A 24,238-nucleotide genomic window follows, 5' to 3' on the forward strand; every position below is an offset into this window, starting at 1 on the left:
GGGAGTGACCAAAGATGTAAAGCCGTACATCGATCGATGTACGGCTTATTTCGCCCGGCGGGACGACAGGGAGCAGTCACCGCGCCACCAGGCTTGATGGTGTGACCAGACGTATCGACGCGCTTGACGTGTTACGGGGCGTGGCCATCATGGGCACGCTCGGCACGAACATCTGGATCTTCACCGCGCCCGGCGGGTCCGCCGAGTTCCTGCAGTTCGGGGGCGGCGCCGGTGTGGTGGAGACGTTCCTGCGATTCCTGTCCAACGGCAAGTTCCTCGGGCTGCTGACCATGCTCTTCGGTGTCGGCCTGGAGCTGCAGTACCGCAGCGCGGTCCGGCGCGGGCTGACGTGGCCGGGCAGGTATCTCTGGCGCGCGACGCTGCTGTTCGTCGAGGGGGCGCTGCACTACGTCCTGGTCTTCGAGTTCGACGTGCTGATGGGGTACGCGATCACCTCGATGATCGTGGCGTACCTGGTGGGCAGGAGCCACCGTGCCGTCACCGCCTGGATGGTCGCCGCGGGAGCGGTGCACGTCGCCATGGTGACCCTGATCACGGCAGCCCTGATGCTGGGGCCGACGGGTGGCGGCACCCCGATCTACCCCCAGGACGGCTGGCTCGACCAGGTCGCCTTCCGTCTGCGGCATGTCGCCGTCTTCCGTGCGGAGCTGGTGTTCATCATCCCCATGGGCATCGTGCTGTTCCTGCTCGGCGCTCGCCTGCTACGCGCCGGCGTCTTCGAGGAGGACGGCGCTGGTCTGCGGAGGAAGCTGATCGTCGTCGGCCTCGGCGTCGGTGTGCCGCTGAACCTGGCCACCTCCTTCGCGGGGCCGACCTGGTTCGCAGTCGACCGCTATCTTGTGGCGCCGCTGGTCGCCCTGGGTCTGCTGGGGTTGATCACCTCGATCGTGCTCGGCATGCGCGGTGCGCCGGGGGTGCTCAGGAAGGGGATCACGGAGGTCGGGCGTATGGCGCTGTCCTGCTACGTCTTCCAGAACCTGGCGGCCAGTGTCCTCTGTTATGGCTGGGGTCTGGGGCTGGCGGATCGGTTCGATGGGCTGCGGCCGTGGTGGGTGCCGGTGGGGTGGGCCGGGATCTGCGTGCTGTTCATGGTGCTGTCGTCGCTGTGGTTGCGTCGGTTCAGTCGCGGGCCGCTGGAGCTGGCCTGGCAATGGGCCTACCAGGCACCGGTCCTGACGCGACGTCCCTGACAACCGTCGGCCATGCGCGGGTGACCGGGCCGAGGCGGCTGGCGGCCGACGGTCGAGGAACGGCTGGCGGCCGCGGCGGCGACGGTCGGGGGCAATTGGCCGGCGGAGGGCTGATGGCGGTCGAAGGGCTGGTGGTCGGAGGCGGCTGGCGGCAGGAGGGGCGGCTGGCGGTCGGGGCAGGGGCAGCGGGTGGGGCGGCTGGAGGGGGTGGGGAGACCGTACGCTGGGTCGCGAGTCCGGGACAGGGAGGTGAGCGGAGGATGCGCTACCGGCGAGCGGTGGAGAGGCTGCGGCAGCTCGCCCAGGCCTGCGAGCAGACCCGCCGCGTGCCGGCGGACGAACCCTTCCTGCGCGCCGCGCACGTCTTCGGCGACCTGCTCACGGGTGCCGACCCCATCGATCACCTCGAGATCGTCCTGGTGCTGAACCTCCCGCCGGAGGAGGTGACCTGGGGCTCCCAGCCGCCCGGCACCGCGTGGCTGGTCGATTTCCTCCGGCTGGATCAGGGCGGGGTCGCGTACTGGTGGCGCTCCCACCTGGATCCGGTGGAGAACCATCGCATCCACGACCCGGTGCGGTTCTGGTCGTTGGACGGGCCCGAGCAGGGCGTGCTCGACGCGCTGGCCGAGCGCCGCTTCGACCGGGTGCGTGAGGTGACGTCCCGGCCTCAGGAGGAGCCCGCCCGGGTCGCCGGGGAGTTGCGGGCGGCGCTGGACCATCTGCGCGCCGTACGCGACTCGTACTGGGACCGGCAGTGGCGTCGACGGCACCGCAGCCTGGGGCGCTACCCCGAGCACCACCTGTGGGAGGCCGTACAGGGTTATCTGGACCTTCTCGACGCGCACGAAAAGGGGCACGGGTGCGAGGAAATTCGATTGCCGCCGGAATCCGCGGAGGGCTAAGGTCGCGATCACCATCTCGTGACGGAGGAGTTGCTTTTATGCGTGTCGATGAGCTGACCGTCTCGGTACATCAGCCATCCCACGTAAGGACTCACGATCTTGGATCTGTCACGTAGCTTCACCATCCGGGAGAGCAGCCACCGGATCATCGACCCGTTCACCCCTGAGAAGCTGGCCACGCTCGGCGCGGCGATCGGGCTGCGGCCCGGAGCCACCGTGCTCGATCTGTGCTGCGGCAAGGGTGAGATGCTGTGCACCTGGTCCCGCGATCACGGGATCACCGGCGCCGGGGTCGACATCAGCACGGTCTTCCTCGCCGCCGCCCGCGAGCGGGCCGCCGAGCTCGGCGTCGGCGAGCGGGTGACGTTCACGCACGGGGACGCCTCCACGTACGTGGCCGGTGAGCCGGTCGACGTCGCGGCGTGCGTCGGCGCGACGTGGATCGGCGACGGGACCGCCGGCACGGTCGCGCTGCTGGAGCGCAGCCTGCGCCCGGGCGGCACGATGCTGATCGGCGAGGTGTTCTGGCGGGCCGAGCCGCCCGGCCAGGAGGCCGTCGAGGCGTGCCACGCGACCTCGCGCGACGACTTCGGGACGCTGCCCGACCTCTTCGAGCTGTTCGACGGGCTCGGGTACGACGTCGTCGAGATGGTGCTCGCCGACGAGGACAGCTGGGACCGGTACGTCGCCGCCCAGTGGCGCAACCTGCGTACCTGGCTGGACGCCAACCCCGACGACGAGCTCGCACCCGAACTGCGCGCCGAGCTGTCGCGCGAGCCGATGCGTTACGTCCGCTTCCAGCGGCGCCTGCTCGGCTGGGGCGTGTTCGCCCTCATGAAGCGCTGAGAGCTCCGCGGGGCTCAGGCCCGGCCTGTTCAAGCCGGGCCTGAGCTCTGCATGCTTCGGCTCGGCCTGTTTCAGGCCAGGGCCTGACCATCGCCGGAGCAGGAAGCCGGGCCGGTGCCCCTTCAACGCGGCGGTCGGGTTTGAAAGAGGACGCGCGGAGAAAACTGACGGTGGGATCACTTAGCGGGCTATGTTGTTTATATGAATAGCTCTTCAAGAGAGCGAGTCGTCTTGTCTCCGGACGGCTGCGCGGTCCGGGTCGTCGACCCCGACCGGGTCGCCGCCGTGTGCGAGCGGATGCCGGCGGCCGACGATCTGGCCGACACCGCCGACGTCTTCGGCCTGCTGTCCGATCCGAACCGGCTGCGGCTGCTCGTGGCGCTGCTGGACGGAGAGCTGTGCGTGTGCGACCTCGCGGCGGTGACCGGCCAGAGCGAGTCCGCCGTCTCCCATGCCCTGCGCCTGCTGCGCGCCCACCGCATCGTCGTCGCCCGGCGCGCCGGGCGGATGGCGTACTACCGGCTGGACGACCCGCACGTACGCATGCTGCTCGACCTCGGGCTCGCCCACACCGAGCACACCGAGGCCATCCACCCCGAACGGGACGGGGCCGACTGATGGGCGCCGGGCACGGACACGGGCACGCCGGTGCCCAGCACCGGTGGCGGCTGGCGGTCTCCTTCGTCCTGATCGGCGCGTTCTTCGTGGTCGAGCTGGTCTACGGCCTGATCTCCGGCTCGCTGGCGCTGATGTCGGACGCCGGGCACATGGCCGCCGACGTCGTCACCCTGGGCGCCGCCCTGGTGGCCACCCGCATCGCCACCCGGCCGGACGCCACGGGAAGGCGCAGCTACGGCTCCTACCGGGCCGAGGTGTTCGCGTCCCTGCTGGCCGTGGTCATGATGCTCGGCGTCGCACTGTACGTGGTCATGGAGGCCATCAGGCGGATCGGCGGCCCCGCGGAAGTCTCCTCCGGCCCGATGCTCGTCGTCGGCGGCATCGGCCTGATCGTCAACCTCATCGCCCTGTTGCTGCTGCGTGCCGGGGCCGCCGAGAGCCTCAACGTCAAGGGCGCCTACCTGGAGGTCGTGGCCGACACGGCCGGGTCCGTCGGCGTCATCGTGGCGGGCTGGCTGATCACGGCCACCGGTCAGACGTTCTGGGACACCGTCGTCGCCCTCGCCATCGGCGTCTTCGTCGCCCTGCGCGCGATCTCCCTCGGCCGGCAGGTCTTCGCGGTGCTGGGGCAGCACGTGCCCGAGGGCATGGACGCGGCCGCGGTAGCGGCCGACCTGGCGGCGCTCGAAGGCGTACGCGACGTGCACGACCTGCACCTGTGGACCCTCACCTCCGGCATGAACGTCGCCACCGCCCACCTGGTCACCGTCGACCCGAAGGACCACCACGCCATCCTGGACAAGGCCCGCGACCTGCTGCTCCGCCGCCACGGCGTGGCGCACGCGACCCTTCAGGTGGAGCCCGCCGACCACACCGGCTGCGACGAACTCGGCTGGTGACCGCCCCCGCCCCTGAGGGACTCTTCAGGGACGTCTCAGGGAACTCCCCGACGCCCGGGCCGGGCCTGGTGAACCACACTTGGGCGTTATGGGCATAAAGAGAGCGGGCGTGATCGCAGGGCTGCTGGGGGTCGCGGCGGTGTTGACCGGGTGCGGCCTCGCCGGCCCCCTCGATGAGGACACCAAGTCCTACGACGTCACCGACAAGGTGGCCGGCATCAGGATCGGGTCCGACTCCGGCACCGTCGAGGTGGTGGAGTCGGACCGCCAGGGCATCCACGTGACCGAGCATCTCGTCTGGCGCAAGAACAAGCCGGAGACCAGCCACGGTGTGGAGGGCGACACGCTCGCCCTGACGTACAAGTGCCCCCGCAGCTGGGGACTGGGGAGCGGGGCCGTGGCCTGCGACGTGAACTACAAGGTGGAGATCCCCAAGGGGCTCCGCGTCAAGATCGACTCCGACTCCGGGGACCTGACGCTGAAGGACCTGTCCGGCGAGGTGGACGTCCGCAGCGACTCCGGGGTGATCGAGGCCGGCGGGCTGTCGGGCAAGCGGGTGGTCACGGAGACCGACTCGGGGGACGTCGAGCTCGTCTTCACCGCCCAGCCGGACAAGGTCGTGAGCTCCTCGGACTCGGGCTCGATCAAGGTCCGCGTGCCGCAGGGGCCGTACAACGTGATCGCCAAGACCGACTCCGGCAGCAAGGACGTCACGGCGGCCACCGACGCCTCGGCGCCGCGTACGATCGAGCTTTCCAGCGACTCCGGCAACCTGGAGGTCGCCACCCCCTGAGGGCACAGGTCTGGCCGAAAGTACTGTCGCGAACCCTGCTTCCGGCCGAAGCCGCCACCGGCATGAGGCCCGCAGGATGAGGCGTCATGCCACCCGAAACTCCCGATTCCCGAAGAAGGGCGCGGATCACCGCGCTCGACGTCATACGCGGCTTCGCGCTCTGCGGGATCCTCCTGGCCAACGTCCAGCCGATCTCCCACGTCGGCGACGCCCTCGTCCCCGTCAAGCACGCGGCGCAGACCCCTGGCGCGATGTGGATGGGGCTGCTGGTCGAGCAGCGGTTCTTCCCGATCTTCTCGCTGCTGTTCGGCATCGGCTTCTCGCTGCTCCTGGAGTCCGCGGCAGGGCGCACCGCCAGCCCGCGGCTGCTCCTGCTGCGCCGGCTGCTGGTGCTGCTCGCGATGGGCCTGGTGCACATGTTCGCGCTCTGGTGGGGCGACATCCTGACGATCTACGCCGTCGTCGGCCTGGTGGTGCTCCTGCCCTCGACCTGGCTGCCGCGCTGGGCCGTGGCGGGCCTCGCCGTCGCGTTCCTCGCCGCGGCACTGGCCTTCGGCGGCGGGACCGCGCTGGTCCCCGGGCTGTTCCTGGCCGGGTCCGCGCTGACCCGGTACGGGGTGATCGACCGGATCGAGCGTTCCGCCCCCGTGGCGCTGACCGTGCTCTTCGCGGCCGGCGCGGCGGTCGCCCTGTGGCTGCAGGCCCGCGCGCAGGACGGATCGCTCGCCGTCGGCGGGCTGCTGATGGCGGGCGTGTACGTGTGCGGCCTGCTGGTCCTGCTCAGGACGCCGCTCCGGCCGATCCTGCAGGCCGTCTTCGCCCCGCTGGGCCGGATGGCGCTGACCAACTACCTGTCCGCCACGATCCTCGTCCTGGTGATCTCCCGGTTCGTGGCGAGCCCGCCGGAGACCTGGCCGGTGACGACGGTGCTGATGATCGCCGGCGCGGTCCTCGCGGCCCAGTGGCTGGTCTCCACCCTCTGGCTGCGCAACTTCCGGTACGGCCCCATGGAGTGGCTCTGGCGCTGGGCCACCTGGCTGCGCCGCCCGGCGATGCAGCGGATCGGGGACGGTGCGCGTTCCTAAGGCATGAACGGTGAGACAGTCGCTCGCGCGCCCGCGCCGCCCGAAGCCGGTCGAATGGCCCTGGGCCGGGTCGCCGCGAAATGACAGCCTGGCGGACGACTTCAGCCGGCGGAAGCCGCCGGGGAGCGCCAACGGTCCTCGTCAATCTGTCCGCCATCGGCCGATGAGTTTCGCCGGCGACGCGAGTCATAGCGACGACGGTGAAACGACTGGAGGTTTCCATGACGACCACGCACACCCTCGCCATCCCGGGTGGACGCCTGAGCTACGAGGTCCGCGGCGCCGGCCCGGTTCTGGTGATCACGGGGTCGCCGATGGCCGCGGCCGACTTCGCGCCGCTGGCCGAGGCGATGGCGGGCGACTACACGGTGGTCACCCATGACCCGCGGGGCATCTCGGGCAGCGTGCTCGACGACCCCACCCAGGACTCCACCCCCGAGCTGCGGGCCGACGACCTGGCCCTGCTCCTGGACGCCCTGGGCGCCGAGACCGCCGACGTGTTCGGCAGCAGCGGCGGCGCGGTGACCGGCCTGGCGCTGGTGGCCCGGCACCCCGGCCGGGTCCGTACGCTCGTCGCGCACGAGCCGCCCTCGCTGGAGCTGCTCCCCGACGCCGCCGACCAGCGCGCCGCGACCGAGGACATCGTCGCGACCTACCACCGCGACGGCGTATGGGCGGCTTTCGCCAAGTTCATGGCCACCGCCGGGTTCGACCAGGGCGACCAGGGCGCCCCGGCCGGCCCTCCCGGGGAGCCGACGGAGCAGATGCTGGCCGACAGCGCGCGCTTCTTCGCCCATGAGCTGCGCGGCACCACCCGCTACGTGCCCGACGTCGCCGCGCTGAAGGCCGCCCCGGCCCGGGTCGTGGTGGGCATCGGTGACGAGTCGGGCGGGCTGGTCACGTACCGGACCTCCGTGGCGCTGGCCGAGCTGCTGGGCACGACTCCGACGGAGTTCCCCGGCGACCACGGCGGATTCATCGGCAGGACCGAGGAGTTCGCCGCGGTGCTGCGCAAGGTGCTCGCCGGCTGAGATCGGCGGAAGACGCCCACGGGCCCCGGGCGTTGGGGTGGAAGAACCCCTATGAGGAGGGCCGATGAGCAAGCGGGCACTGGTACTGGGTGGCGGCGGGGTCGCCGGGATCGCGTGGATGACGGGCGTGCTGGCGGCGCTCGCCGACGGCGGTGTGGACGTGACAGGGGCCGACCGCATCGTCGGCACGTCGGCGGGCTCGGCGGTCGCCGCCCAGGTCACCAGCGGCCGGCCGCTCTCCGAGCTGTTGGAGCGGCAGGCCGATCCCGCGCTCCAGACGCTCGAACTGCCCAGCGGGGTGCGGGTGGAGGAGATGTGGGCGCAGCTCATGGAGGTCTACGAGAGCACGTCCGACCCGGTCGAGCAGCGGCGGAAGATCGGCGCGCTGGCACTGGCCGCCGACACGATCAGCGAGGCCAGGCGGCGCGAGGTGATCGAGGCCAGGCTGCCCGTGCACGAGTGGCCGGGGCGTGACCTGGTGATCGTGGCGGTCGAGGCGGTCAGCGGCGAGACCCGGCTGTTCGATCCCGGGTCGGGGGTGGAGCTGGTGGACGCGGTGGCGGCCAGTTGCGCGGTGCCCGGCGTGTGGCCGTGCGTGACCATCGACGGGGTCCGGTACATGGACGGCGGCGTGCGTACGAGCACCAACTCCGACCTCGCGGCCGGCTTCGACCGGGTGCTGGTGCTGGCCCCGATGCCCGACGTCGGCGAGCCTTCCTGGGCTGCGCTCGACGGCCGGGTCGAGGTGATCGGGCCGGACGCCGACTCGCTGGCCGCCTTCGGGATCGACCCGCTCGACCCGGAGGTACGCACGCCCAGCGCCCGAGCCGGTTACGCCCAGGGCCGCGGCGCGGTCGCCCAGGTGGCGGCGCTCTGGGAGTGAACGGCTTGAACCTCCCGCCACGGGAGGTTCTACGGTCGGGTGCGTGAGCGAAGACGCGCGTCGATGGACGATCGGGGAGCTGGCCAGGGCCTCCGGGGTGACCGTCAGGACGCTCTACCACTACGACGAGATCGGCCTGGTCAGGGCCGGCGAGCGGACGGCGTCCGGGCACCGTCGCTACACCGAGGCGGACCTGCGCAGGCTCTACCGGGTGCGCGCGCTGCGCGGCCTCGGACTGTCGCTGGACGAGATCGCCGAGGTCCTGAACAGGCCTGAGGACGACTTGGGGACGCTGCGCGACCTGCTCGGCGCGCAGCTCGCCGAGATCGAGATCCAGACCGCCCGGCTGGGGCAGCTGAAGCAGCAGATCAGCGGCCTCATGTGGCTGCTGGACAAGTCGGTCATGCCCGACGCCGAGCAGTTCATGGCCGCGCTCGAGATGATCTCGGTGTACGAGACGTACTTCGCCCAGGAGCTCCGCGACCACCTGGCCGAACGGCGGGCGGAGCTGGGCGAGGAGCGGCTGGCGGACCTGCGGGCCGAATGGCTGGAGCTCGTCCGCGAGACCCGGGAGCTCCTCTTGGCGGGCACGCCCGTCGACGACCCCAGGGTGCAGGCGATCTCCGCACGCTGGGAGGCCATGACCGGCGCGGTGCAGCCCCGCGACGAGCAGGTCAAGGAACGGCTCACCGCCGCAGGCATGGCGCTGTGGCGTGACAACAGCGCCGGGGTCAGCGCGGAGATCAGCCGCCAGATCGACTGGCTGGGGGCGGGCGATCTGCCCGCCGTCATCGACTACCTCCAGCGCGCCAGGCAGGCGCGCGAGAGCGGAGAGTGACGCATGCGGTATCCCGACGCCCCGGTACGCCCCCAGCACAACGAGGTCGGCGGGCTGACGTTCGACGACCCCTACCAGTGGCTGGAGGAGGACGGCCAGGACGTCCTGGCCTGGCAGGCGGCCCAGGACGAGCTGGCCAGGTCCTGGATCCACGGCTGGCCGCACCACGGCGCGCTCGCGGCCAGGGTCGGCGAGCTGGTCGAGCAGATGGACGCGCGCAACCTGGTGGTCCCCGTCCGGCACGGGCCCCGGTGGTTCGGCGGCCGGATCCCCGACGGGCGCGAGCTGATGGTCCTGGAGGTGGCCGACGCGCCCACCGGGCCCTGGCGTACCGTGATCGACCTCAACGAGCTGTCCGACGGCACGCCGCTGAGGATGTCCCCCAAGCCGTCGCCGGACGGGCGGCTCCTGGCCTACTCGCTGGACGCGGCGGGCCACGAGTTGCCCGTGCTCAAGGTGATCGAGATCGACACCGGGAAGGTGCTGCTCGACGGCGTTCCCCAGCAGCGGCCCGGCCTGGTGGCCTGGCTCCCTGACAGCAGCGGCTTCTTCTACATGGCCAACGAGACGGTCGCGGGGCCGCTGCGCTGGCGGCTGTTCTTCCACCGGCTCGGGGAGGAGCCGCCCACGGAGCCGGAGCCGCTGGACATCCCGCACATGTTCGCCATCCCCAAGATCTCCCCCGACGGGCGCTGGGCGGTGCTCCAGGTCGACCATCTCAGGCCCCGGCCGCACTTCCTGGCCCGGCTGGACGGCTCGGGCCGGGAGTGGCGGGAGTTCGTCACCGACGCCGAGCACCTCTACAAGGGCGAGATCATCGGCGACGCGTACGTGTGCGTCACCACGGCCGGCGCCCCGCGCGGCCGCCTCGTCCGCATCCCCCTCGACAGCCCCGGCGACCAGGGCACCTGGACGGAGCTGGTGCCCGGCGGCGACGCGGTGCTGACCGGCGTGACCCCGGTGGGCGACCGGCTGGTGATCGGCGAGCTGGTGGACACGGTCTCCCGCGTCCGGATCCTCGACCCGGACGGCAAGGAGCTGGGCGAGGTCCCCCTGCCCGGGACCGGCTCGGTGAGTTCGGTGGCCCAGGGAGTGGTCGCGCTCGGCGTGATGGACCAGGTCGTCGGCTGCGAGGACGCCATCACCTTCGGCTACACCTCCTACACGCAGGTGCCGACCGTCTACCACTACGAGCTGGAGTCGGGGGCCCTGACCGCCCTGCAGGGCGGCGGGCACAGCCTGACCGGGCTGGTCACCACCCGCGTGTGGGCCACCTCGAAGGACGGCACGCGCATCCCTTGCACGCTGGTCCACCGGGCCGACCTGGACCGGACGGGGCCGCGGCCGACGCTGCTCCACGCGTACGGCGGCTTCAACGTCGCGGAGCTGGCCTCGTACCTCGGTCCCCTGGCCGCGTTCGTCGAGGCGGGCGGGATCTACGCGCACGCCCACGTGCGCGGCGGCGGCGAGTTCGGCCTGGAGTGGTGGGAGGCGGGCCGGCTGCACGCCAAGCAGAACTCCTTCGACGACCTGTACGCCATCGCCGACCGGCTGATCGCCGACGGGGTCACCGCCCCGGACCGGCTGGCCTTCCAGGGCGCCTCGAACGGCGGGCTGCTCGCGGGCGTGGCCGCGACCCAGCGCCCCGACCTCTGGCGGGCGGTGGTCTGCGTCGCCCCGAAGCTGGACCTGATGCGCGTGGTCCACGATCCGATGGGAGCCGCCGCCACCCTGCCCGAGTACGGCAACCCGGCTGACCCGGCCGACGCGCCCGTGTTGATGGCCTACTCGCCGTACCACAACGTGCGGCCGGCGACGGCGTACCCGGCGATCCTGCTGGACGCGGGCGCGAACGACCCCCGCTGCCCGGCCTGGCACTCCCGCAAGTTCGCCGCCAGAGTGCAGGCCGCCACCAGCGCCTCCCGCCCGGTCCTGCTACGCGTCTGGGCGGACGCCGGGCACGGCGGCACGAACTGGAGCACGATCGTCGCCCAGCAGACGGACTGGCTGGCCTTCGTCATGCGTGAGCTGGGCCTTTAGCCTGAGCGACGTACGGTCGTGGAGGCGCCCTCCCGGTCGGCCAGGCCGTCGAAGGTGAACGTCTCCCCCGCCCACGTGACGGTCAGCTCGTCGAGGTCGCACCGGGGATCGGACACGGTCAGCGTGTCCCCGCGCACCAGCACCGCGCACGGGGCCGAGGCGGTCAGGCCGCCCGCGGTCCCGGCGTCCCAGAAGTTCGCCGCGGTGAGGCCCAGCGAGGGCACGTGGACGGCCTGCAGGCGGTCGGTGTTGGCGAGCACGCGCACCCAGCCGGGGTCGGCCGCCCGCGCGCTGGTCTCCTCCTGGCCGGCGCCCGGCATGAGCAGGTAGACGTATCCGGCCGAGCGCGGATCGACGCCGTGGTCGATCCAGAGCGTCACGTAGTCGCGGGTCACGCCGCCGCCGGCGCGGCGCTCGCGCAGCGTGCGCAGGGGCCCGCGCACGACGTAGCCGCCGTGCCCTTCGAGGTGGGCCCAGCCCTCCCGCACCGTCAGCGCGGCGCCGGTCCTGCGGTTGTCCACGACCGTCTCGACGGGCACGCCGTCCTCCGCGGTGATGCCCGCGCCCAGGCACACGATCGCGTCGTCGAGGAAGAACCACGACCGGAACGCCTCCATCGTGCTCTCCAGTCCGTTCAGGTGCTGGCCGACGGTGGCGTACGTGCCGTCCGTGGCTCCGCCCACCCACCGGCCCGGCGGGCAGGTGTCGCCCCAGCCGCCGCCCGCGCCGTCGGGCAGCCTCTTGGTGGAGACGGTCGTCCCGGGCAATCGGTAGGGGTTCACGGTGGGCCAGAAGTCGTCCGAATACTGGTCGCCGTGGCCCGCCGCCCACCAATAGAGCATCCCCGAGCCGGTGTGCCAGCCGCGCAGGTTCTCGCCGTTGCCGTGCTCGTAGTGGCCGATCCTGGACGAGGCCATGCTGAGCGCCGCGCACCAGCCCGGCCTGCGGTGCACGGCCCGGGCGCTCATCGGCAGCAGCCGGTGCCCGACCGGCTCCTGCGCCACGGGCACGGAGGCGTCGTCCATGACCGCGGCCAGCCGGGCGTGGAAGGCGGGCTCGGGGTGCTCCAGCATCGGCCGGTACGTGTCGCGTACCGCCCAGCCCTTGACCATGGCGTGCCAGCGCGCCCGCTCGGCGGCCGGGGCGCCCTCCCCCAGCAGCAGGACCGCGGCGGCGATCTCCCGCCCGCGCTCGTGGTCGCCGAACGGCCTCCTGCCGACTCCCCTGCCGCGGACCAGGTCCATGCAGGCGCCGTCACGGACGAAGGGGGCGAACGACCGCTCGACCATGTCGAACACGTTCTGGTCGGAAACCTCCCACGGCGTGCCCCGCAGCACCGCGAACATCGTCGCCAGCCCCGACAGCAGCGTCACCCCGTAGGCCCCCTGGTAGGGCACGTGCGTGTGCTGGATGAACGACCCGTCCCGGTAGAACCCGTCACCCTCGCCGACGAGGCGGAACACCGGCGCGAGCGCGGACGCCGCCAGCGCCGCCTTGCCGTAGTCGGCGTCGAGCATGGCCCGCAGCAGCATCACCAGGCACAGGTCCACGCGGTTGGCCGCGGTGCTGTTGCCCCGGTAGCGGCCGAGGCGGCGTTCCGGCACGAAGTGGTCGACCGCGTCCCGCAGCCGCGCGCTCTGCGGCTCGGGCAGGCCGACGAGCACCGCCGCGTCGAGCAGCGCCTTCGGCACGCCGATCTGCCAGTGCCACCAGTTGCCGGTCGCCTCGGCGCCGTCGGCGTACACGCTGCGCCGGTAGTGGTCCACCCCTTCCGCGACCGCCGCCGCCAGCCCCGCGTCGCCGGTCAGGCCGGTGCCCTCCAGCACGTACGCCTGCGCCATGGCCCGCAGCCGCCGCGGCGTGGCCACGAAGGAGGGGAACGCCTGGTCGGGCCAGAGCGAGCCGCGGCCGGGGGCCATGGTGTCGCGGTGGCGGGCGGCCGTCCTGCCCAGCCTGTCCAGCCAGGTCCGGTACGGCTCGGCGGCCGGATCGTACCCGCCGCCCACCGTGACCTCCCGCCAGCGGCGGCGTAAGCGGAGAAAGGAGTCGTCCGGGGTGTGCGCGGGGTCGGCGGGCACCAGCGCGCCGAGCAGCCCGGCCGCGGTCACGCCGCCGAGCCGGAGGAACGAGCGCCTGGTTGGCCGGTGCACGCCTCGATTATCGGGTCAGAGCGGGAGCACGGCCCCGAACCGCTTCACGGTCCTGATGATCGGCGCGGTCTCGATGCGGCCGATCGCGGGCAGCGCGCCCAGGCTCTCGGTCAGGTAGCGGTAGAACGCCGCGTCGTCGCGGCACACGACGTTGGCCATCAGGTTGGCGGGGCCCGTCGTCGCGCCGACGTACGCGACCTCCGGGTGCCACGTCAGCGCCCGCCCGGTGGCGTCCAGCTCGGCCGGCGGCACCGACATCCACAGCTGCGCCTCCACCCGGTGCCCCAGCAGCACGGGCATCACGTCGAGGTGGAAGAAGAGCGCCCCCGTCCCGTAGAGCTGCTCCACCCGGCGCCGGACCGTCGACTCGGACCAGCCCGTCGCCGCGGCCAGGTCCGCGTAGGGTGCCCGGCCGTCCCGCGACAGCGCCTCCAGCAGGGCGTCGTCACCGGGGCCCAGCGAGATCTCCTCGTCCTCGGCATGGCGGGCGAACGCTCGTCCCTCCTCGATGCCCGCCGCCTGCTCGGGGGAGAGCGCGGTCAGCCCGGCCCAGCCGACCCGCCCGCCGACGAACCTGTGCAGGGTCCGGTGCGCCGTGACCGACAGCACGCGGTCGGTCTTGGCGAGCCTGCCCAGCAGCAGCGACTGGCGCTCCTTGGCCGTGCGCTGGATCGTGGTGCAGGAGATCTCGGTGCCTCCGGACAGGAGATTCACCCAGAACGTGTCGGAGCGCCGCGCGAGTGCCTCGGCGATCGAGACCGCCGCGTCGGGGGTGCACCGCAACCTGATGGACCACGACTCGAAGCCGAGCCGCCGCCCGTCCACGGCGCCGACCACCCGTACGGTGCCGCTGGCGCGCAGCCGCCGGTAGCGGCGGGCCACCCGCTGGTCGGACACGCCGAGCACCTCGCCGATGCGGCTGAACGCGGCCCGCCCGTCCACCTGCAGCGCGTGCAGGAGCCCTCGGTCCAGCTCGTCCAGCGCGATGTTTTTCACCATCACAGGCTAGCTCGTGGGGAAAAGCGCCAGAAGTGCGGCGTCTGCTGGCGAATATCCCCATGCGGGCCCGATCTTATCCCCCATGACCCAGACCTCCACAGCGACGAGGACCGGCTGGTGGCCGTTGGTGGCCGCGTGCACCGGCGCTTTCATGCTCCTCGTCGACGTGACCATCGTGATGGTCGCGCTCCCCGACATCATCGACGACCTCCACATGTCCTTCACCGGCACCCAGTGGCTGCTGGACGGCTACGCGCTGGCCCTGGCCGCCCTGCTGCTCGCCGCCGGTTCCTTCGCCGATCACGCGGGACAGCGCAAGGTCTATCTGTGGGCGCTGATCGTGTTCGCGCTGGCCTCGCTGGCCTGCGGGCTGGCGCCCAGCGGCGGCGTGCTGCTGGCCGCCCGCGTGGTCCAGGGGGCTGGCGGGGCCGCCATGATGGCCACGACCCTGGCCCTGGTCAGCGCCACCTATCACGGCAGGCAGCGCGGCATCGCGTTCGGCGTGTGGGGCGGCGTCAGCGGGGCCGCCGCGGCCGTCGCCCCCGTGCTGGGCGGCCTGCTCACCGAGCACCTGCACTGGCGGGCCATCTTCCTGGTGAACCTGCCCATCAGCCTGGGTGCCGTCTGGCTGACCCTGCGCACGGTCGAGGAGTCGCGCCGGCCGGGCAAGGGGCGGCTCGACTGGGCGGGCATGGTGACGTTCACGGTGGCGGCGGGCGCGCTCACGTACGGGCTCATCGAGGTCGGGCAGCACGGCTGGACGTCGGCGCGGACACTCGTGCCGCTGGCCGCGGCGGCGGTGGCGCTCGCGGTGTTCGGCGTCATCGAGACGCGCGGCGACCACCCCATGCTGGATCTCAGGCTCTTCGCGAACCGGTCGTTCAGCGGCATCATGACCGGGGCCATGCTGCTGGTGCCGGCGGCGTTCGCCTGTCTCGCGTTCACCTCGCTCTGGCTGCAGCAGGACCTCCGGCTCGGCCCCGTGATGGCGGGGCTGGCGCTGTCGCCGATGGCCCTCGCCTCCCTGGTGACCTCGGTCGCCGCCGCCCGGTTCCTCCCCGGGCTGTCCCCGAGGGCGGCGATCGGCGGTGGGCTGCTGCTGATCGGCGCGGGCGCCTTCCTCCAGGGCACGCTCGACGCCGACTCGTCGTGGACCGCGCTGGTGCCCGGCCTGATCGTGACGGGGGTGGGCGTGGGGCTGTCCATCCCGTCGCTGAGCTCGGCCGCCATGTCGTACGCCCCGCCGCACCGCGCGGGCATGGCCGCGGGCACCGTCAACACGCTCAGGCAGCTCGGGTACGCGCTCGGCGTCGCCGTGCTCGGCATCCTGTACCAGGACGGCCTGGCCCCGTACGCCGCGCTCGACGACGTCTACCGGGCGAGCGCCGTCACCGGTCTGGCGGCGGGGCTCCTGGTGCTGGCGACCGTCCGTCCCGCGAGAGCCGCTTGAACGTCAGAGCAGCCGGCGGATGTCCCCGTACGCGCGGTAGAAGCCGCCCCGGCCGGCGGAGCGCACGCCGTCGACGAGGTAGCGGGCTCCGGCCTCCCGGATGTCCTTGGGGAACTGCACGTTCCACGTCTCGAAGCCGGGGCTGACGACGCGGACCCGCAGCCGCTCGCCCTCCTTGAAGCACTCCACCACCACGCCGTCGCCCGCGTCGGTGGTGGTCTCCAGCGTCACCGACGGCTCCACCACCTCCAGCGACGCGGCCGCCTTGACGTCGAGCGGCTGCGGCACGGTGCCCGTGCGGGCCGCGGCGATGGCCGCCTCGCTGGCGTCGATGCAGGCCAGCGAGCCGTCGGTGGTGACGATGTAGAGGCGGTCGTCCAGGAACTGCATGGAGAACGCGGAGCCGCAGCCGGTGCCGAGCTTCCACAGCCGCTCGCCGGAGGCGTCGAAGCAGTAGACCGACGAGTGGTTGTCACCGGCGAAGACGTGGCGGCCGCCCGGCGAGGTGGCGCAGGAGTAGACGGCGCCGTCGCACTGGTAGGCGGCCTCGATCCGGCCGTCGCCCTTGGCCAGGCGGATCACGCGGCCCACGGAGCCGCGGGCGGTGCCGGCGTAGACGGAGTGCGCCTCCTGCCAGCCGAACAGCACCTGCTCGCCGAGAGCGGTCTGCCAGACGGGCGTGCCGTCCTGGACGTCGTAGCGGGCCACGCCCTTGGAGTGCCCGTGGTAGACCGAGTCCTCGTCGCACCTGACCATCCAGGCCGAGTCGCCGGCGACGCCGCGCGACCACTGGAACTCGTCCTCGTAGTCGATCGTGGTGACCCCGCCGGCGCGGTCGGAGACGCCGAGCACGCCGTCGTGGATGTCGAGCCAGTAGATGTCCACGTCGGTGGCGATCTCGTACGCGGACCTCGGGACCTTGCCGCTCAGGTCGTACACGCGGCCGTCGTCGCAGCCCGCGTAGATCCAGAAGTCGTCGGCCACGATGCACTTGACGCCGTCGGGCAGCTTGAAGCGGCCGGTCACGGTGCCGGAGTGGGTGACGGTGTAGACGTCGCCGTGCTGGTTGCCGACCCAGCAGCGCTCGTCGTCCACGAAGATGCCGAACGCCGACGCCCCGCTGTCGAAGCGCCACAGGACCGGCGCCTGCTGGGCGGTCGACCGCGTGCTGGGGATGGCCCGGTGGGTGACGGCCCGGCGCTGGCGCACCCCGCGGACCGCCGCTGCGTACCCCTTGCGGGTCTTCTCGCCGATCTTCTTGGCGGCCGCGGCCTGGGCCTTGGCCGCGGTGGGGAAGTCGGTGACCTTGGTCTGGCCGCTCTCGCCGATGCGTCCGTAGGTGATCGTGACGCGGGTGCCCGCCACGGTCACGTCGTAGAACTTGTGCGATCCGCCGCCGTCCTCTGACAGCTCCAGGTAGGTCATGTCCGTACTTCTCCTGATTTGCCGGGCTTGATCACTTGCCCCGGAGAGTAGAGGACGGTGGCGACAAATCGCAGGGACTTACTTGTCGTACTCGTACGCTCCGGCGTCGACCGCGCCGTCACTGCCGTCGATGGCCCGGCCGGTCACGTCGCTGTCGCTGAACTTGGTGATCCCGAAGTCGATGGCCGGGCTCCCGGCACGCAGGCTCAGCGGGTTGGCGGTGTTCGACAGGTTGAAGCGCGGGTCGGCCGTGATGTTGTCGTGGCCGCCCATCTGGTGCTGCGTGGCGCCGAAGAACACGTTGTGGTGGCTGTCGGTGACGTTCGGGCCGTAGGCGGTCTTGGCCGTGACCTGGATGATGTTCTGCGACATCGACAGGTGGGCGTTGGTGCATCCGGCGTCGCAGACGACGCCCTGGGAGCCCGCCTGGGGCAGGTACACGGAGTTGTTGCGGAACACGGTGCCGAACACGGGCCCGTTCGGGTCGGGGTCCTCCCCGGGCTCCTGCGGGCCGCGGGTGACGAGGGCCGCGCCGGTCTTGGGGCCGGTGATCACGTTGTACTCGAAGATGTTGCCCGAGGTGCCGTCGGGGTCCTCGGGGTCGCCGTTCTCGTCGACGCCGTGGCTGGTGCCGAGCTCGGTGAAGGTCTCGTTGTCCACCGAGATGTTGTGGTGGATGCGGTTGTCGGAGCCGAGGAAGATCTCCACGGCCGCGCCGTCCAACCCGTAGTCGTAGCTGGTCGCGATCGAGCCGCGGAACTCGTTCCAGCCGATGTCGGTGTTGTCACCCTGGACGAGGATCGCGAACGCGCCCGAGTCGTCGTTGCCCGGCTCCTCGGTGTTCTTGCTCATGAAGTTGTTGTCGATGAAGTCGTTGGCCGTCACCGCGTTACGCTGCGCCTTCGGCGCGATGTAGACGCCGGCCGCGGCGCCCGTGATGTAGTTGCGCTCGACGACGTTGTCGTTGCCCGTCACCTTCACGCCGGCCCACGAACAGCGGCCGTCGTCCTGGGGCACTCCCACCTGGAGGTTGTAGACCTCGATGTGGTCGCCGTCCAGGCTCACGCACGCCTCGTTGTCCCCGGAGATGATCGGTCTGGCACTGCTCGTGCCGTAGGTGTCCACGACGATCGGGGCCTGCGCGTTGCCCGACTCGGTGATCGCGAGTTGCTGCCCCTTCCACCTGCTGCCGCGCTTCAGGAACAGCTTGGCGCCTTCGGGCAGATTCGCCGCCGACGCCTTGGTGAGGGTCTTCCACGCGGTGGCCTCCGAGGTGCCCAAGGCGGAGTCGTTGCCGTTGACGGAGTCCACGTAGAAGACGGCGGCGTCCGCCGATGCGGTACCCGTGGCCACGGTCGTGGCGAGCGTGGTGGTGACGAGCGCGAGCGCTGCCGTCGACGCGCCGGTCCGCAAGTTCCAGCCTGACATTTCAGCCTCCAGAACTGCCGGGGCTCCGTCACGCAACGAAGATCATCCCCGGCTTGCGGCTGACACATTAACCGGATTTAGTCGGAAAGTCCCGATTTTTCCTGACTCAAATCGGAGGTTTAGGTCCCGGCCCTGATCGGCACCACGTTGCCGGGCGCCCCGCTGCGCGGCAGCGCGAACCAGGTGGCCTTGCCCACGAGATCGGGGTGGGTGACGTAGCGCTGGGGATGGCAGCCGTAGAACCCGTCGGAGAGCCTGGCGATGATCCGCAGCCCTCGCCCGTGCTCGGCCCGCTCGTCCGGCGGGGCGGGCTCCGGCAGCAGCGGACTGCTGTCCACGACCACGCACATGATCTCTTTCGCGTCGATGTGCAGGGCCAGTTCGTACGGGCCGTCACCGTACATCAGAGCATTGGTGATCAATTCGCTCACCATGAGGACGGCGTCGTCAACGAGATCCGAACAAAGGGAGAGTGCCGACAATTCTTCGCGGATGATCGCCCTTGCGTGGCCGACCGTCCGAACGTCCTCGCGCAGTGGCCACACGTACTGCATCCGGCTCCGACGAGCTGATCGCAGCGTGGTCATGGCATCTCTTTCCTGTGTTTGCCGGGCTTCCGGGACAGAGGGACAGCGAATGCGCGTTTCACTCAACAAGAGAGCCTGCCTTTGGGTCGACGTACATGGCCGTCGAAACCTGTACGCACGGGGAGGCCTTTTGGGTCGAATCTTCGGTGAGAAATCGCAATTCTTTTTAGCCGCCGCCCGAAACGACGGGTATGGGCCCGGGTATGGGCCCTGCCATGAGCACTGACGAGAACACACCCGAGATCGACTCCCAGCCTCCCGCCGCCGCCCGGCGGCCGGGGCGGCGTGGAGAGCCGCCGCCGAAGCCCAAGCCCGCGGGGATGCAAGCGCTGGAGCAGGCGCTGTCGCGGGCGGGCAAGGAGTTGAAGGACATCCTGTGGGTCCGGCCATGACCACTGGCTCCTGAGGGCCCTGTTCGCGTCGCCGCTGCCGAGGCCCGGCGACGCGACCGGCTCACGAGGTCTCGGCCACCCCCGCGAGCAGGGACCAGAGCGAGTACGGGGTCAAGGGGACGTCGGTGATCCGGCCGGCGATCTCTGGGAGGGCGGCGGCCACGGCGTTGGCGATGGCGGCCGGAGGGCCGATCGTGCCCGACTCCCCCACCCCCTTCATCCCGCCGGGCGTCAGCGGCGACGGCGTCTCCAGCATCACGACCTCGATGTCCGGCACCTCCCGCGTCGTCGGCAGGAAGTAGTCCGTGATGGGCTGGCCTTCGAGGGTGTAGACGATCTCCTCGGTGAGCGCCTGGCCGATCCCCTGGACCACGCCGCCGCGGATCTGGCCCTCCACGACGGCCGGGTTGACCAGCACCCCGGCGTCGTTGACGACCCAGTAGCGCTCCACCTCGACGGCCCCGGTCTCCGGGTCCACGGCCACGGCGGCCGCATGGGCCCCGTAGGCGAACGTGTAGGCGTCCGGGTCGTAGCTGACCCGTTCCTCCAGGCCCGGCTCGACCCCGTCCGGGAGGTCCCAGCCGCGCCACGCGGACGTGGCCAGCTCCCGCAGCGTGAGGGACGCCGCCGGGTCGCCCTTCACCCGTACCACGCCGTCGGCGATCTCCAGGTCCTCGGGGGCCGCCTCCAGGCGGTGCGCGGCCAGGGCCACGAGCTTGCCGCGCAGCCGCTCCGCGGCCCGGGTGAGCGCCCCGCCGCCGACCACGAGCGAGCGGCTGGCGATCGACCCGACCGACGAGTACGGCGTGGCCGCCGTGTCCCCCAGCACCACCCGTACCCGCTCGATCGGCACCCCGACCCGGTCGGCCGCGAGCTGGGCCAGCGCCGTCTCGATGCCCTGCCCTATCGACACCACCCCCGACGACACGACCACGGACGCGTCCTGCTCCATGCGCAGGAACACCGACTCGTAGCCGCCCGCCTGGATGCCGGTGTCCCTGAACTCCTTCGAGGGCCCCATGCCGGTGGTCTCCACATGGCAGGAGTAGCCGATGCCGCGCCTGCGCCCGTCGGCCCTCTCGACCGGAGTGACCAGGTCGCGCAAAGTACGCAGGGCGTGCGGGTAGTCGCCGGAGTCGTAGCGCTGGTAGACGCGGTTCATGTACGGCAGTTCGCCGGGCCCCAGCATGTTGCGCAGCCGCAGCTCGACCCGGTCGATCCCCAGCCTGCGGGCCGCCTCGTCGATCAGCCGCTCCCTGGTCAGGCTGCCCTCCGGCTGGCCGAACCCGCGGTAGGAGCCGGTCGGCGTGGTGTTCGTGACGACGCCGCGCACGCGTACCGCCACCCGGTCGAACCGGTACGGCCCCGGCAGCAGGGTGGCCGTCACCGCGAAGGTCGACGCGCCCACGTTCGAGGGGTGCGCGCCGATGTCGCCGACCAGGTCCACGTACATCGCCACGAAGCGCCCGTCCCCGTCGAGCGCCAGCCGCCCCCGGTGCACGGCGGCCCGCGCCGGCAGCGTGGCGACCAACCGGTCGCCCGGCGACTCCGACCAGCTCACCGGCCGGCCCAGGCGCATCGAGGCCAGGCAGATGAGCGCCTCGTCCGGGTAGACGTGCTCCTTGCCGCCGAACCCGCCGCCCGTGTCGCGGCTGATGACGCGTACCCGGTCGTGGGAGAGCCCGAACGCCTCCGCCAGGTGCTCGCGCACCTGGTGCGGCGCCTGCGAGGAGGTGTGCACGGTCAGCTCGTCGTCGGTGTACGAGGCCACCACGCCGCGCGGCTCCATGGGGTGCGGCGAGACGCGGCCCATCGTGAACGTCAGCTCCACGACGTGCGCGGCCCCCTCGACGAAGGCGGCGCAGTCCTCGTCGCCCATCGTGAAGTCGGTGAGCACGTTCGTGCCCCACTCCGGATACAGCAGCGGAGCCCCGTCCCGCATCGCCCGCTCCGTCCCGACCACCGCCGGCAGCTCGTCCAGCGAGAGCTCGACGAGCTCGGCGGCGTCCCTGGCGGCCTCGGGGGTGCGGGCGACCACGAGCGCGAGCGGCTGGCCCGCGTACCTGATGGCGTCGTCCAGCACCCGGTAGGACTGCAGCCGCTGGCCGGGGGACAGGTGGACGCAGGGCAGGCGCAGGTCGGGGGCGTCGCCGGGGGTGATGACGTCGAGGACGCCCTCGACCGCCCAGGCCGCCTTGGCGTCGCAGCCGAGCAGCCGGCCGTGGGCGATGGGGCTGCGGACCACGTACGCGTGGACCGTTCCCGGCAACCGCACCGCCCCGACGTACCTGCCTCGACCGGTCAGCAACCTGGCGTCTTCCCGCCGCGGCGTCCTGGCGCCGACATAAGGCTCACCCATGGTCCCGATTCTGAGCGCGCACGCCCCGACTGTCGATGACCCCCCAGGGCAAGCCCTCGCCCGTCCCTCCCCAAGGGACGGCGGGCCTCATACGACCTCGAAAGCCGCCATCATCGCCATGTCCTCGTGTTCGAGGTTGTGGCAGTGCAGCACGTACCGCCCCCGATAGTCGGTGAACCTGGTGACGATCTCGACGGTCTGCGCCTCGCGCAGCTCGACGGTGTCCTTCCACTCAGGCGGCCCCTGCGGTCGCTCCCCGTTCACCGTCAGCACCTGGAAGTGGTCGAGATGCAGGTGCACGGGATGCGCGACGTCGCTGGTCAGCCGCCAGACCTCGATGTCCCCGAGCCTGGGCCTGGCCTCCATGCGCTTGGGGTCGAACGGCTTGCCGTTGATCAGCCACCCCATCCCCCCGCTGCTGAACTCGAACTCCCGCGTCACCTTCGCCTTCCCGGGATCGAGCGCCTCCACCGTGGACAGCCGCTCCGGCACGGACGACTCGTCCTTCTCGTCCCGATCCACGGCGAACCGCATGACCCTCGCCTGCGCGCCCTCCCCCGCCAGGTTCCGCAGCTCGACCTGCTGACCCACCTTGTACGCGGAGAAGTCGACCACCACATCGGCCCGCTCGCCGGGAGCCAGCCGGAGCTGCCGCACCGTACGCGGCTGAGCCAGCAGCCCGCCGTCGGAGCCGATCCGGACCAGCGGCCCGCCGGTCGCCAGCTCGTACGTCCGGGCGTTGGAGGCGTTGCACAGCCGCAGCCGGTACCGGGCCCTGGCCACCCGCAGCTCGGGCCACGGCGCCCCGTTCACCAGGATCACGTCCCCGAGCACGCCCCCCATGTACGCCTCCCGCACCCCGGGCCGCCCCTCCAGCCCCGGGTACAGCATCGTGCCGTCGGCGGCGAACGACCGGTCGCAGATCAGCAGCGGCAGGTCGCGCTCCCCGGCGGGCAGCGGCAGCGCCTCCTCCTCCGCGTCCCGCACCAGGAACATCCCGGCCAGCCCGCGCCAGACCTGCGGCCCCGTGTAGTCCATGCGATGGTCGTGGTACCAGAGCGTGGCGGCCCGCTGCTCCAGCGGGAACACGTACTCGCGGGACGCCCCAGGCGCCACCAGGTCGGTGGGGAAGCCGTCGGACTCGGGCGGGGTGTGCCCGCCGTGCAGGTGCAGGACGGTCGGCTGGCCGAGCTGGTTGACCAGCTTCACGACGATCCGCCGCCCGGCGCGCGCCTCGATGGTCGGGCCGGGGAACGTGCCCCCGTACCCCCAGATCCCGGTACGCAGGCCCGGCAGCACCTCCACCTCGGCCGCCCGCTCGGTCAGCTCGTAGAAGTCGGCCCCGCCCGCGCTGCGCACCGGCTTGGCCACCTCCGGGACCGGCAGCGGCACCGCGTACGGCCTGGGCAGCGGCGCCGCGCTCGCCAGGAGCTGCGGCTGCGGGGTGCCCGCGAGCAGCGAGCAGCCCGGAACGGCGGCCACCGCCACCGCGCCCAGCCCCAGCAACCGCAGCGCGTCTCGTCGTGTGGGCGTCATGACCGGGAGGTGACCCTGACGAGCTGGAGTACCCCGGCGCCGAACATCATCACCCCGAGCGGCACGTGCACGGCCTTCACGTGGGCCTCGCCGAGGATCGCCGCCACCACCGTGGCCACCAGCAGCGCCACGGCCGGAGAGATGTACTTCGCGGTCCCCCCGCCCGGCCACCGGACCAGGATCGCCGCGACGACGTGCGCGAGCCCGACGGCGACCAGGGCGACCGCCGAGGCCATGTGCAGCGCCCGGCCGCCGGGCGAGGAGAGCAGCAGGCCCGCCGTCACCGCCTGGAGCAGCAGCGCGACGACGTGCAGGGCCGCCACGGCCGTCAGCGTCCGCATCTGCCAGGTCACCGGCCGGACGGCAAGGGTGTGTTGCGCGGTCATGATCGACCTCCTGTGAATGCTGAGCCGGTGATGAGGGTCTCCATGCGTTCCATGGCCGAGGCGGCCCCGAAGGCGCAGAGCCGTACCAGGTCCGCGTCCGGCCGCGAGCCGCGCCAGGCGGCCACGTCGGCGTCGGTCACCCGGTACGGCGCGAGCGCGGCGAGCAGGGCCAGCCGGGCCCCGGCGCGCTCCCCTGCCGGAACCTCGGCGAGCGGCGCGTCCAGCCAGGCGCCGCCCATGGGCGGGTGCTCCCCGTCCCAGGCCGCCACCGTGCCCGCCACGGCGGCGCGGGCGGCGTCGCCGAGCAGTTCCCCACCGGCGGCTCCGGCGGCCCGCAGCGCGGCGTAGGCGGCGCCCACGGCCGTGCCGGCGCCCCAGGC

General features: G+C 71.9%; 21 protein-coding genes and 1 pseudogene. 13 read left to right on the forward strand and 9 right to left on the reverse strand.

Annotated features, from left to right (window positions below):
- Positions 1 to 101 precede the first annotated feature (101 nt).
- The 11 genes from ACWDX9_RS12955 (at position 102) to ACWDX9_RS13005 (ending at position 11,146) form a co-directional block, all read left to right on the forward strand.
- Positions 102 to 1,211, forward strand: coding sequence for a DUF418 domain-containing protein (locus tag ACWDX9_RS12955; RefSeq protein ID WP_449952659.1), 1,110 nt, complete (start codon positions 102 to 104; stop codon positions 1,209 to 1,211).
- A gap of 260 nt (positions 1,212 to 1,471) precedes the next feature.
- Complete coding sequence (locus tag ACWDX9_RS12960) at positions 1,472 to 2,113, forward strand: DUF7711 family protein (RefSeq protein WP_449952662.1); 642 nt, start codon at positions 1,472 to 1,474, stop codon at positions 2,111 to 2,113.
- Between the two features lie 99 nt (positions 2,114 to 2,212).
- Complete coding sequence (locus tag ACWDX9_RS12965) at positions 2,213 to 2,959, forward strand: SAM-dependent methyltransferase (protein ID WP_449952665.1); 747 nt, start codon at positions 2,213 to 2,215, stop codon at positions 2,957 to 2,959.
- A gap of 231 nt (positions 2,960 to 3,190) precedes the next feature.
- Complete coding sequence (locus ACWDX9_RS12970) at positions 3,191 to 3,577, forward strand: ArsR/SmtB family transcription factor (protein WP_364251635.1); 387 nt, start codon at positions 3,191 to 3,193, stop codon at positions 3,575 to 3,577.
- Positions 3,577 to 4,476, forward strand: coding sequence for a cation diffusion facilitator family transporter (locus ACWDX9_RS12975; RefSeq protein WP_449952668.1), 900 nt, complete (start codon positions 3,577 to 3,579; stop codon positions 4,474 to 4,476). Before ACWDX9_RS12970 ends, ACWDX9_RS12975 begins: the two co-directional genes overlap by 1 nt.
- Before the next feature lie 109 nt (positions 4,477 to 4,585).
- Complete coding sequence (locus tag ACWDX9_RS12980) at positions 4,586 to 5,269, forward strand: DUF4097 family beta strand repeat-containing protein (protein WP_449952671.1); 684 nt, start codon at positions 4,586 to 4,588, stop codon at positions 5,267 to 5,269.
- A gap of 86 nt (positions 5,270 to 5,355) precedes the next feature.
- A complete protein-coding gene (locus ACWDX9_RS12985) occupies positions 5,356 to 6,354 on the forward strand; it encodes a DUF418 domain-containing protein (RefSeq protein ID WP_449952674.1) in 999 nt (332 codons plus the stop codon).
- Between the two features lie 221 nt (positions 6,355 to 6,575).
- Entirely contained in the window at positions 6,576 to 7,385 is an 810-nt protein-coding gene (locus tag ACWDX9_RS12990) for an alpha/beta fold hydrolase (RefSeq protein WP_449952677.1), read from the forward strand.
- Between the two features lie 64 nt (positions 7,386 to 7,449).
- Positions 7,450 to 8,268: a patatin-like phospholipase family protein gene (locus ACWDX9_RS12995; RefSeq protein ID WP_449952680.1), complete on the forward strand. Its 819-nt coding sequence runs from the start codon at positions 7,450 to 7,452 to the stop codon at positions 8,266 to 8,268.
- 43 nt (positions 8,269 to 8,311) lie between these two features.
- On the forward strand, positions 8,312 to 9,106 hold the full coding sequence (locus ACWDX9_RS13000; RefSeq protein ID WP_449952683.1) for a MerR family transcriptional regulator: 795 nt from the start codon (positions 8,312 to 8,314) through the stop codon (positions 9,104 to 9,106).
- 3 nt (positions 9,107 to 9,109) lie between these two features.
- A complete protein-coding gene (locus ACWDX9_RS13005; RefSeq protein ID WP_449952686.1) occupies positions 9,110 to 11,146 on the forward strand; it encodes a prolyl oligopeptidase family serine peptidase in 2,037 nt (678 codons plus the stop codon).
- Here the strand turns inward: ACWDX9_RS13005 and ACWDX9_RS13010 are convergent.
- Both ACWDX9_RS13010 and ACWDX9_RS13015 read right to left on the reverse strand, forming a co-directional pair.
- Positions 11,143 to 13,296, reverse strand: a complete 2,154-nt coding sequence (locus ACWDX9_RS13010; protein WP_449952689.1) for a polysaccharide lyase 8 family protein — start codon at positions 13,294 to 13,296, stop codon at positions 11,143 to 11,145. The two genes, ACWDX9_RS13005 and ACWDX9_RS13010, sit on opposite strands and share 4 nt — an antisense overlap.
- Positions 13,297 to 13,311: 15 nt before the next feature.
- Positions 13,312 to 14,295: an Lrp/AsnC family transcriptional regulator gene (locus ACWDX9_RS13015; RefSeq protein ID WP_449952692.1), complete on the reverse strand. Its 984-nt coding sequence runs from the start codon at positions 14,293 to 14,295 to the stop codon at positions 13,312 to 13,314.
- Between the two features lie 82 nt (positions 14,296 to 14,377).
- Here ACWDX9_RS13015 and ACWDX9_RS13020 point away from each other — a divergent pair, with 82 nt between their 5' ends.
- Positions 14,378 to 15,745 carry a DHA2 family efflux MFS transporter permease subunit gene (locus ACWDX9_RS13020; protein ID WP_449952695.1) on the forward strand — a complete coding sequence of 456 codons (1,368 nt, stop codon included), beginning with the start codon at positions 14,378 to 14,380 and terminating at the stop codon, positions 15,743 to 15,745.
- Between the two features lie 3 nt (positions 15,746 to 15,748).
- Here the strand turns inward: ACWDX9_RS13020 and ACWDX9_RS13025 are convergent, their stop codons facing one another.
- The 3 genes from ACWDX9_RS13025 to ACWDX9_RS13035 form a co-directional block, all read right to left on the reverse strand.
- Entirely contained in the window at positions 15,749 to 17,170 is a 1,422-nt protein-coding gene (locus tag ACWDX9_RS13025) for a WGR domain-containing protein (RefSeq protein WP_449952698.1), read from the reverse strand.
- A 78-nt stretch (positions 17,171 to 17,248) separates the two neighbouring features.
- Entirely contained in the window at positions 17,249 to 18,598 is a 1,350-nt protein-coding gene (locus ACWDX9_RS13030; RefSeq protein ID WP_449952700.1) for a hypothetical protein, read from the reverse strand.
- Between the two features lie 119 nt (positions 18,599 to 18,717).
- Positions 18,718 to 19,185 (reverse strand): ATP-binding protein, encoded by a 468-nt coding sequence (locus tag ACWDX9_RS13035; protein ID WP_350723981.1) that lies wholly within the window; start codon positions 19,183 to 19,185, stop codon positions 18,718 to 18,720.
- A gap of 215 nt (positions 19,186 to 19,400) precedes the next feature.
- On the opposite strand from ACWDX9_RS13035, the gene ACWDX9_RS13040 reads away from it, so the two are divergent.
- Positions 19,401 to 19,577 carry a hypothetical protein gene (locus tag ACWDX9_RS13040; protein ID WP_364251678.1) on the forward strand — a complete coding sequence of 59 codons (177 nt, stop codon included), beginning with the start codon at positions 19,401 to 19,403 and terminating at the stop codon, positions 19,575 to 19,577.
- A 61-nt stretch (positions 19,578 to 19,638) separates the two neighbouring features.
- Here the strand turns inward: ACWDX9_RS13040 and ACWDX9_RS13045 are convergent, their stop codons facing one another.
- From ACWDX9_RS13045 to ACWDX9_RS13060, 4 genes and pseudogenes are all read right to left on the reverse strand, one after another.
- The gene (locus ACWDX9_RS13045; RefSeq protein WP_449952703.1) at positions 19,639 to 21,936 is read right to left on the reverse strand and encodes a xanthine dehydrogenase family protein molybdopterin-binding subunit; all 2,298 of its coding nucleotides are present in this window, start codon (positions 21,934 to 21,936) and stop codon (positions 19,639 to 19,641) included.
- 87 nt (positions 21,937 to 22,023) lie between these two features.
- Complete coding sequence (locus tag ACWDX9_RS13050) at positions 22,024 to 23,472, reverse strand: multicopper oxidase family protein (RefSeq protein ID WP_449952705.1); 1,449 nt, start codon at positions 23,470 to 23,472, stop codon at positions 22,024 to 22,026.
- Complete coding sequence (locus ACWDX9_RS13055; protein WP_449952708.1) at positions 23,469 to 23,858, reverse strand: hypothetical protein; 390 nt, start codon at positions 23,856 to 23,858, stop codon at positions 23,469 to 23,471. The genes ACWDX9_RS13050 and ACWDX9_RS13055 overlap by 4 nt, the downstream gene beginning before the upstream one ends.
- A pseudogene (locus ACWDX9_RS13060) lies at positions 23,855 to 24,238 on the reverse strand (carboxymuconolactone decarboxylase family protein); the annotation flags it as partial. The gene ACWDX9_RS13055 and the pseudogene ACWDX9_RS13060, both read right to left, overlap by 4 nt.

The sequence above is a fragment of the Nonomuraea sp. NPDC003201 genome, from assembly GCF_053590415.1.

Coding starts and splice junctions, on each gene's coding strand:
- ACWDX9_RS13040 (WP_364251678.1), top strand. CDS start 19,401: ATGAGCACTGACGAGAACACACCCGAGATCGACTCCCAGCCTCCCGCC.
- ACWDX9_RS13055 (WP_449952708.1), bottom strand. CDS start 23,858: ATGACCGCGCAACACACCCTTGCCGTCCGGCCGGTGACCTGGCAGATG.
- ACWDX9_RS12990 (WP_449952677.1), top strand. CDS start 6,576: ATGACGACCACGCACACCCTCGCCATCCCGGGTGGACGCCTGAGCTAC.
- ACWDX9_RS12975 (WP_449952668.1), top strand. CDS start 3,577: ATGGGCGCCGGGCACGGACACGGGCACGCCGGTGCCCAGCACCGGTGG.
- ACWDX9_RS13050 (WP_449952705.1), bottom strand. CDS start 23,472: ATGACGCCCACACGACGAGACGCGCTGCGGTTGCTGGGGCTGGGCGCG.
- ACWDX9_RS13025 (WP_449952698.1), bottom strand. CDS start 17,170: ATGACCTACCTGGAGCTGTCAGAGGACGGCGGCGGATCGCACAAGTTC.
- ACWDX9_RS13035 (WP_350723981.1), bottom strand. CDS start 19,185: ATGACCACGCTGCGATCAGCTCGTCGGAGCCGGATGCAGTACGTGTGG.
- ACWDX9_RS12985 (WP_449952674.1), top strand. CDS start 5,356: ATGCCACCCGAAACTCCCGATTCCCGAAGAAGGGCGCGGATCACCGCG.
- ACWDX9_RS13015 (WP_449952692.1), bottom strand. CDS start 14,295: ATGGTGAAAAACATCGCGCTGGACGAGCTGGACCGAGGGCTCCTGCAC.
- ACWDX9_RS13005 (WP_449952686.1), top strand. CDS start 9,110: ATGCGGTATCCCGACGCCCCGGTACGCCCCCAGCACAACGAGGTCGGC.
- ACWDX9_RS13020 (WP_449952695.1), top strand. CDS start 14,378: ATGACCCAGACCTCCACAGCGACGAGGACCGGCTGGTGGCCGTTGGTG.
- ACWDX9_RS12995 (WP_449952680.1), top strand. CDS start 7,450: ATGAGCAAGCGGGCACTGGTACTGGGTGGCGGCGGGGTCGCCGGGATC.
- ACWDX9_RS13045 (WP_449952703.1), bottom strand. CDS start 21,936: ATGGGTGAGCCTTATGTCGGCGCCAGGACGCCGCGGCGGGAAGACGCC.
- ACWDX9_RS12960 (WP_449952662.1), top strand. CDS start 1,472: ATGCGCTACCGGCGAGCGGTGGAGAGGCTGCGGCAGCTCGCCCAGGCC.
- ACWDX9_RS13030 (WP_449952700.1), bottom strand. CDS start 18,598: ATGTCAGGCTGGAACTTGCGGACCGGCGCGTCGACGGCAGCGCTCGCG.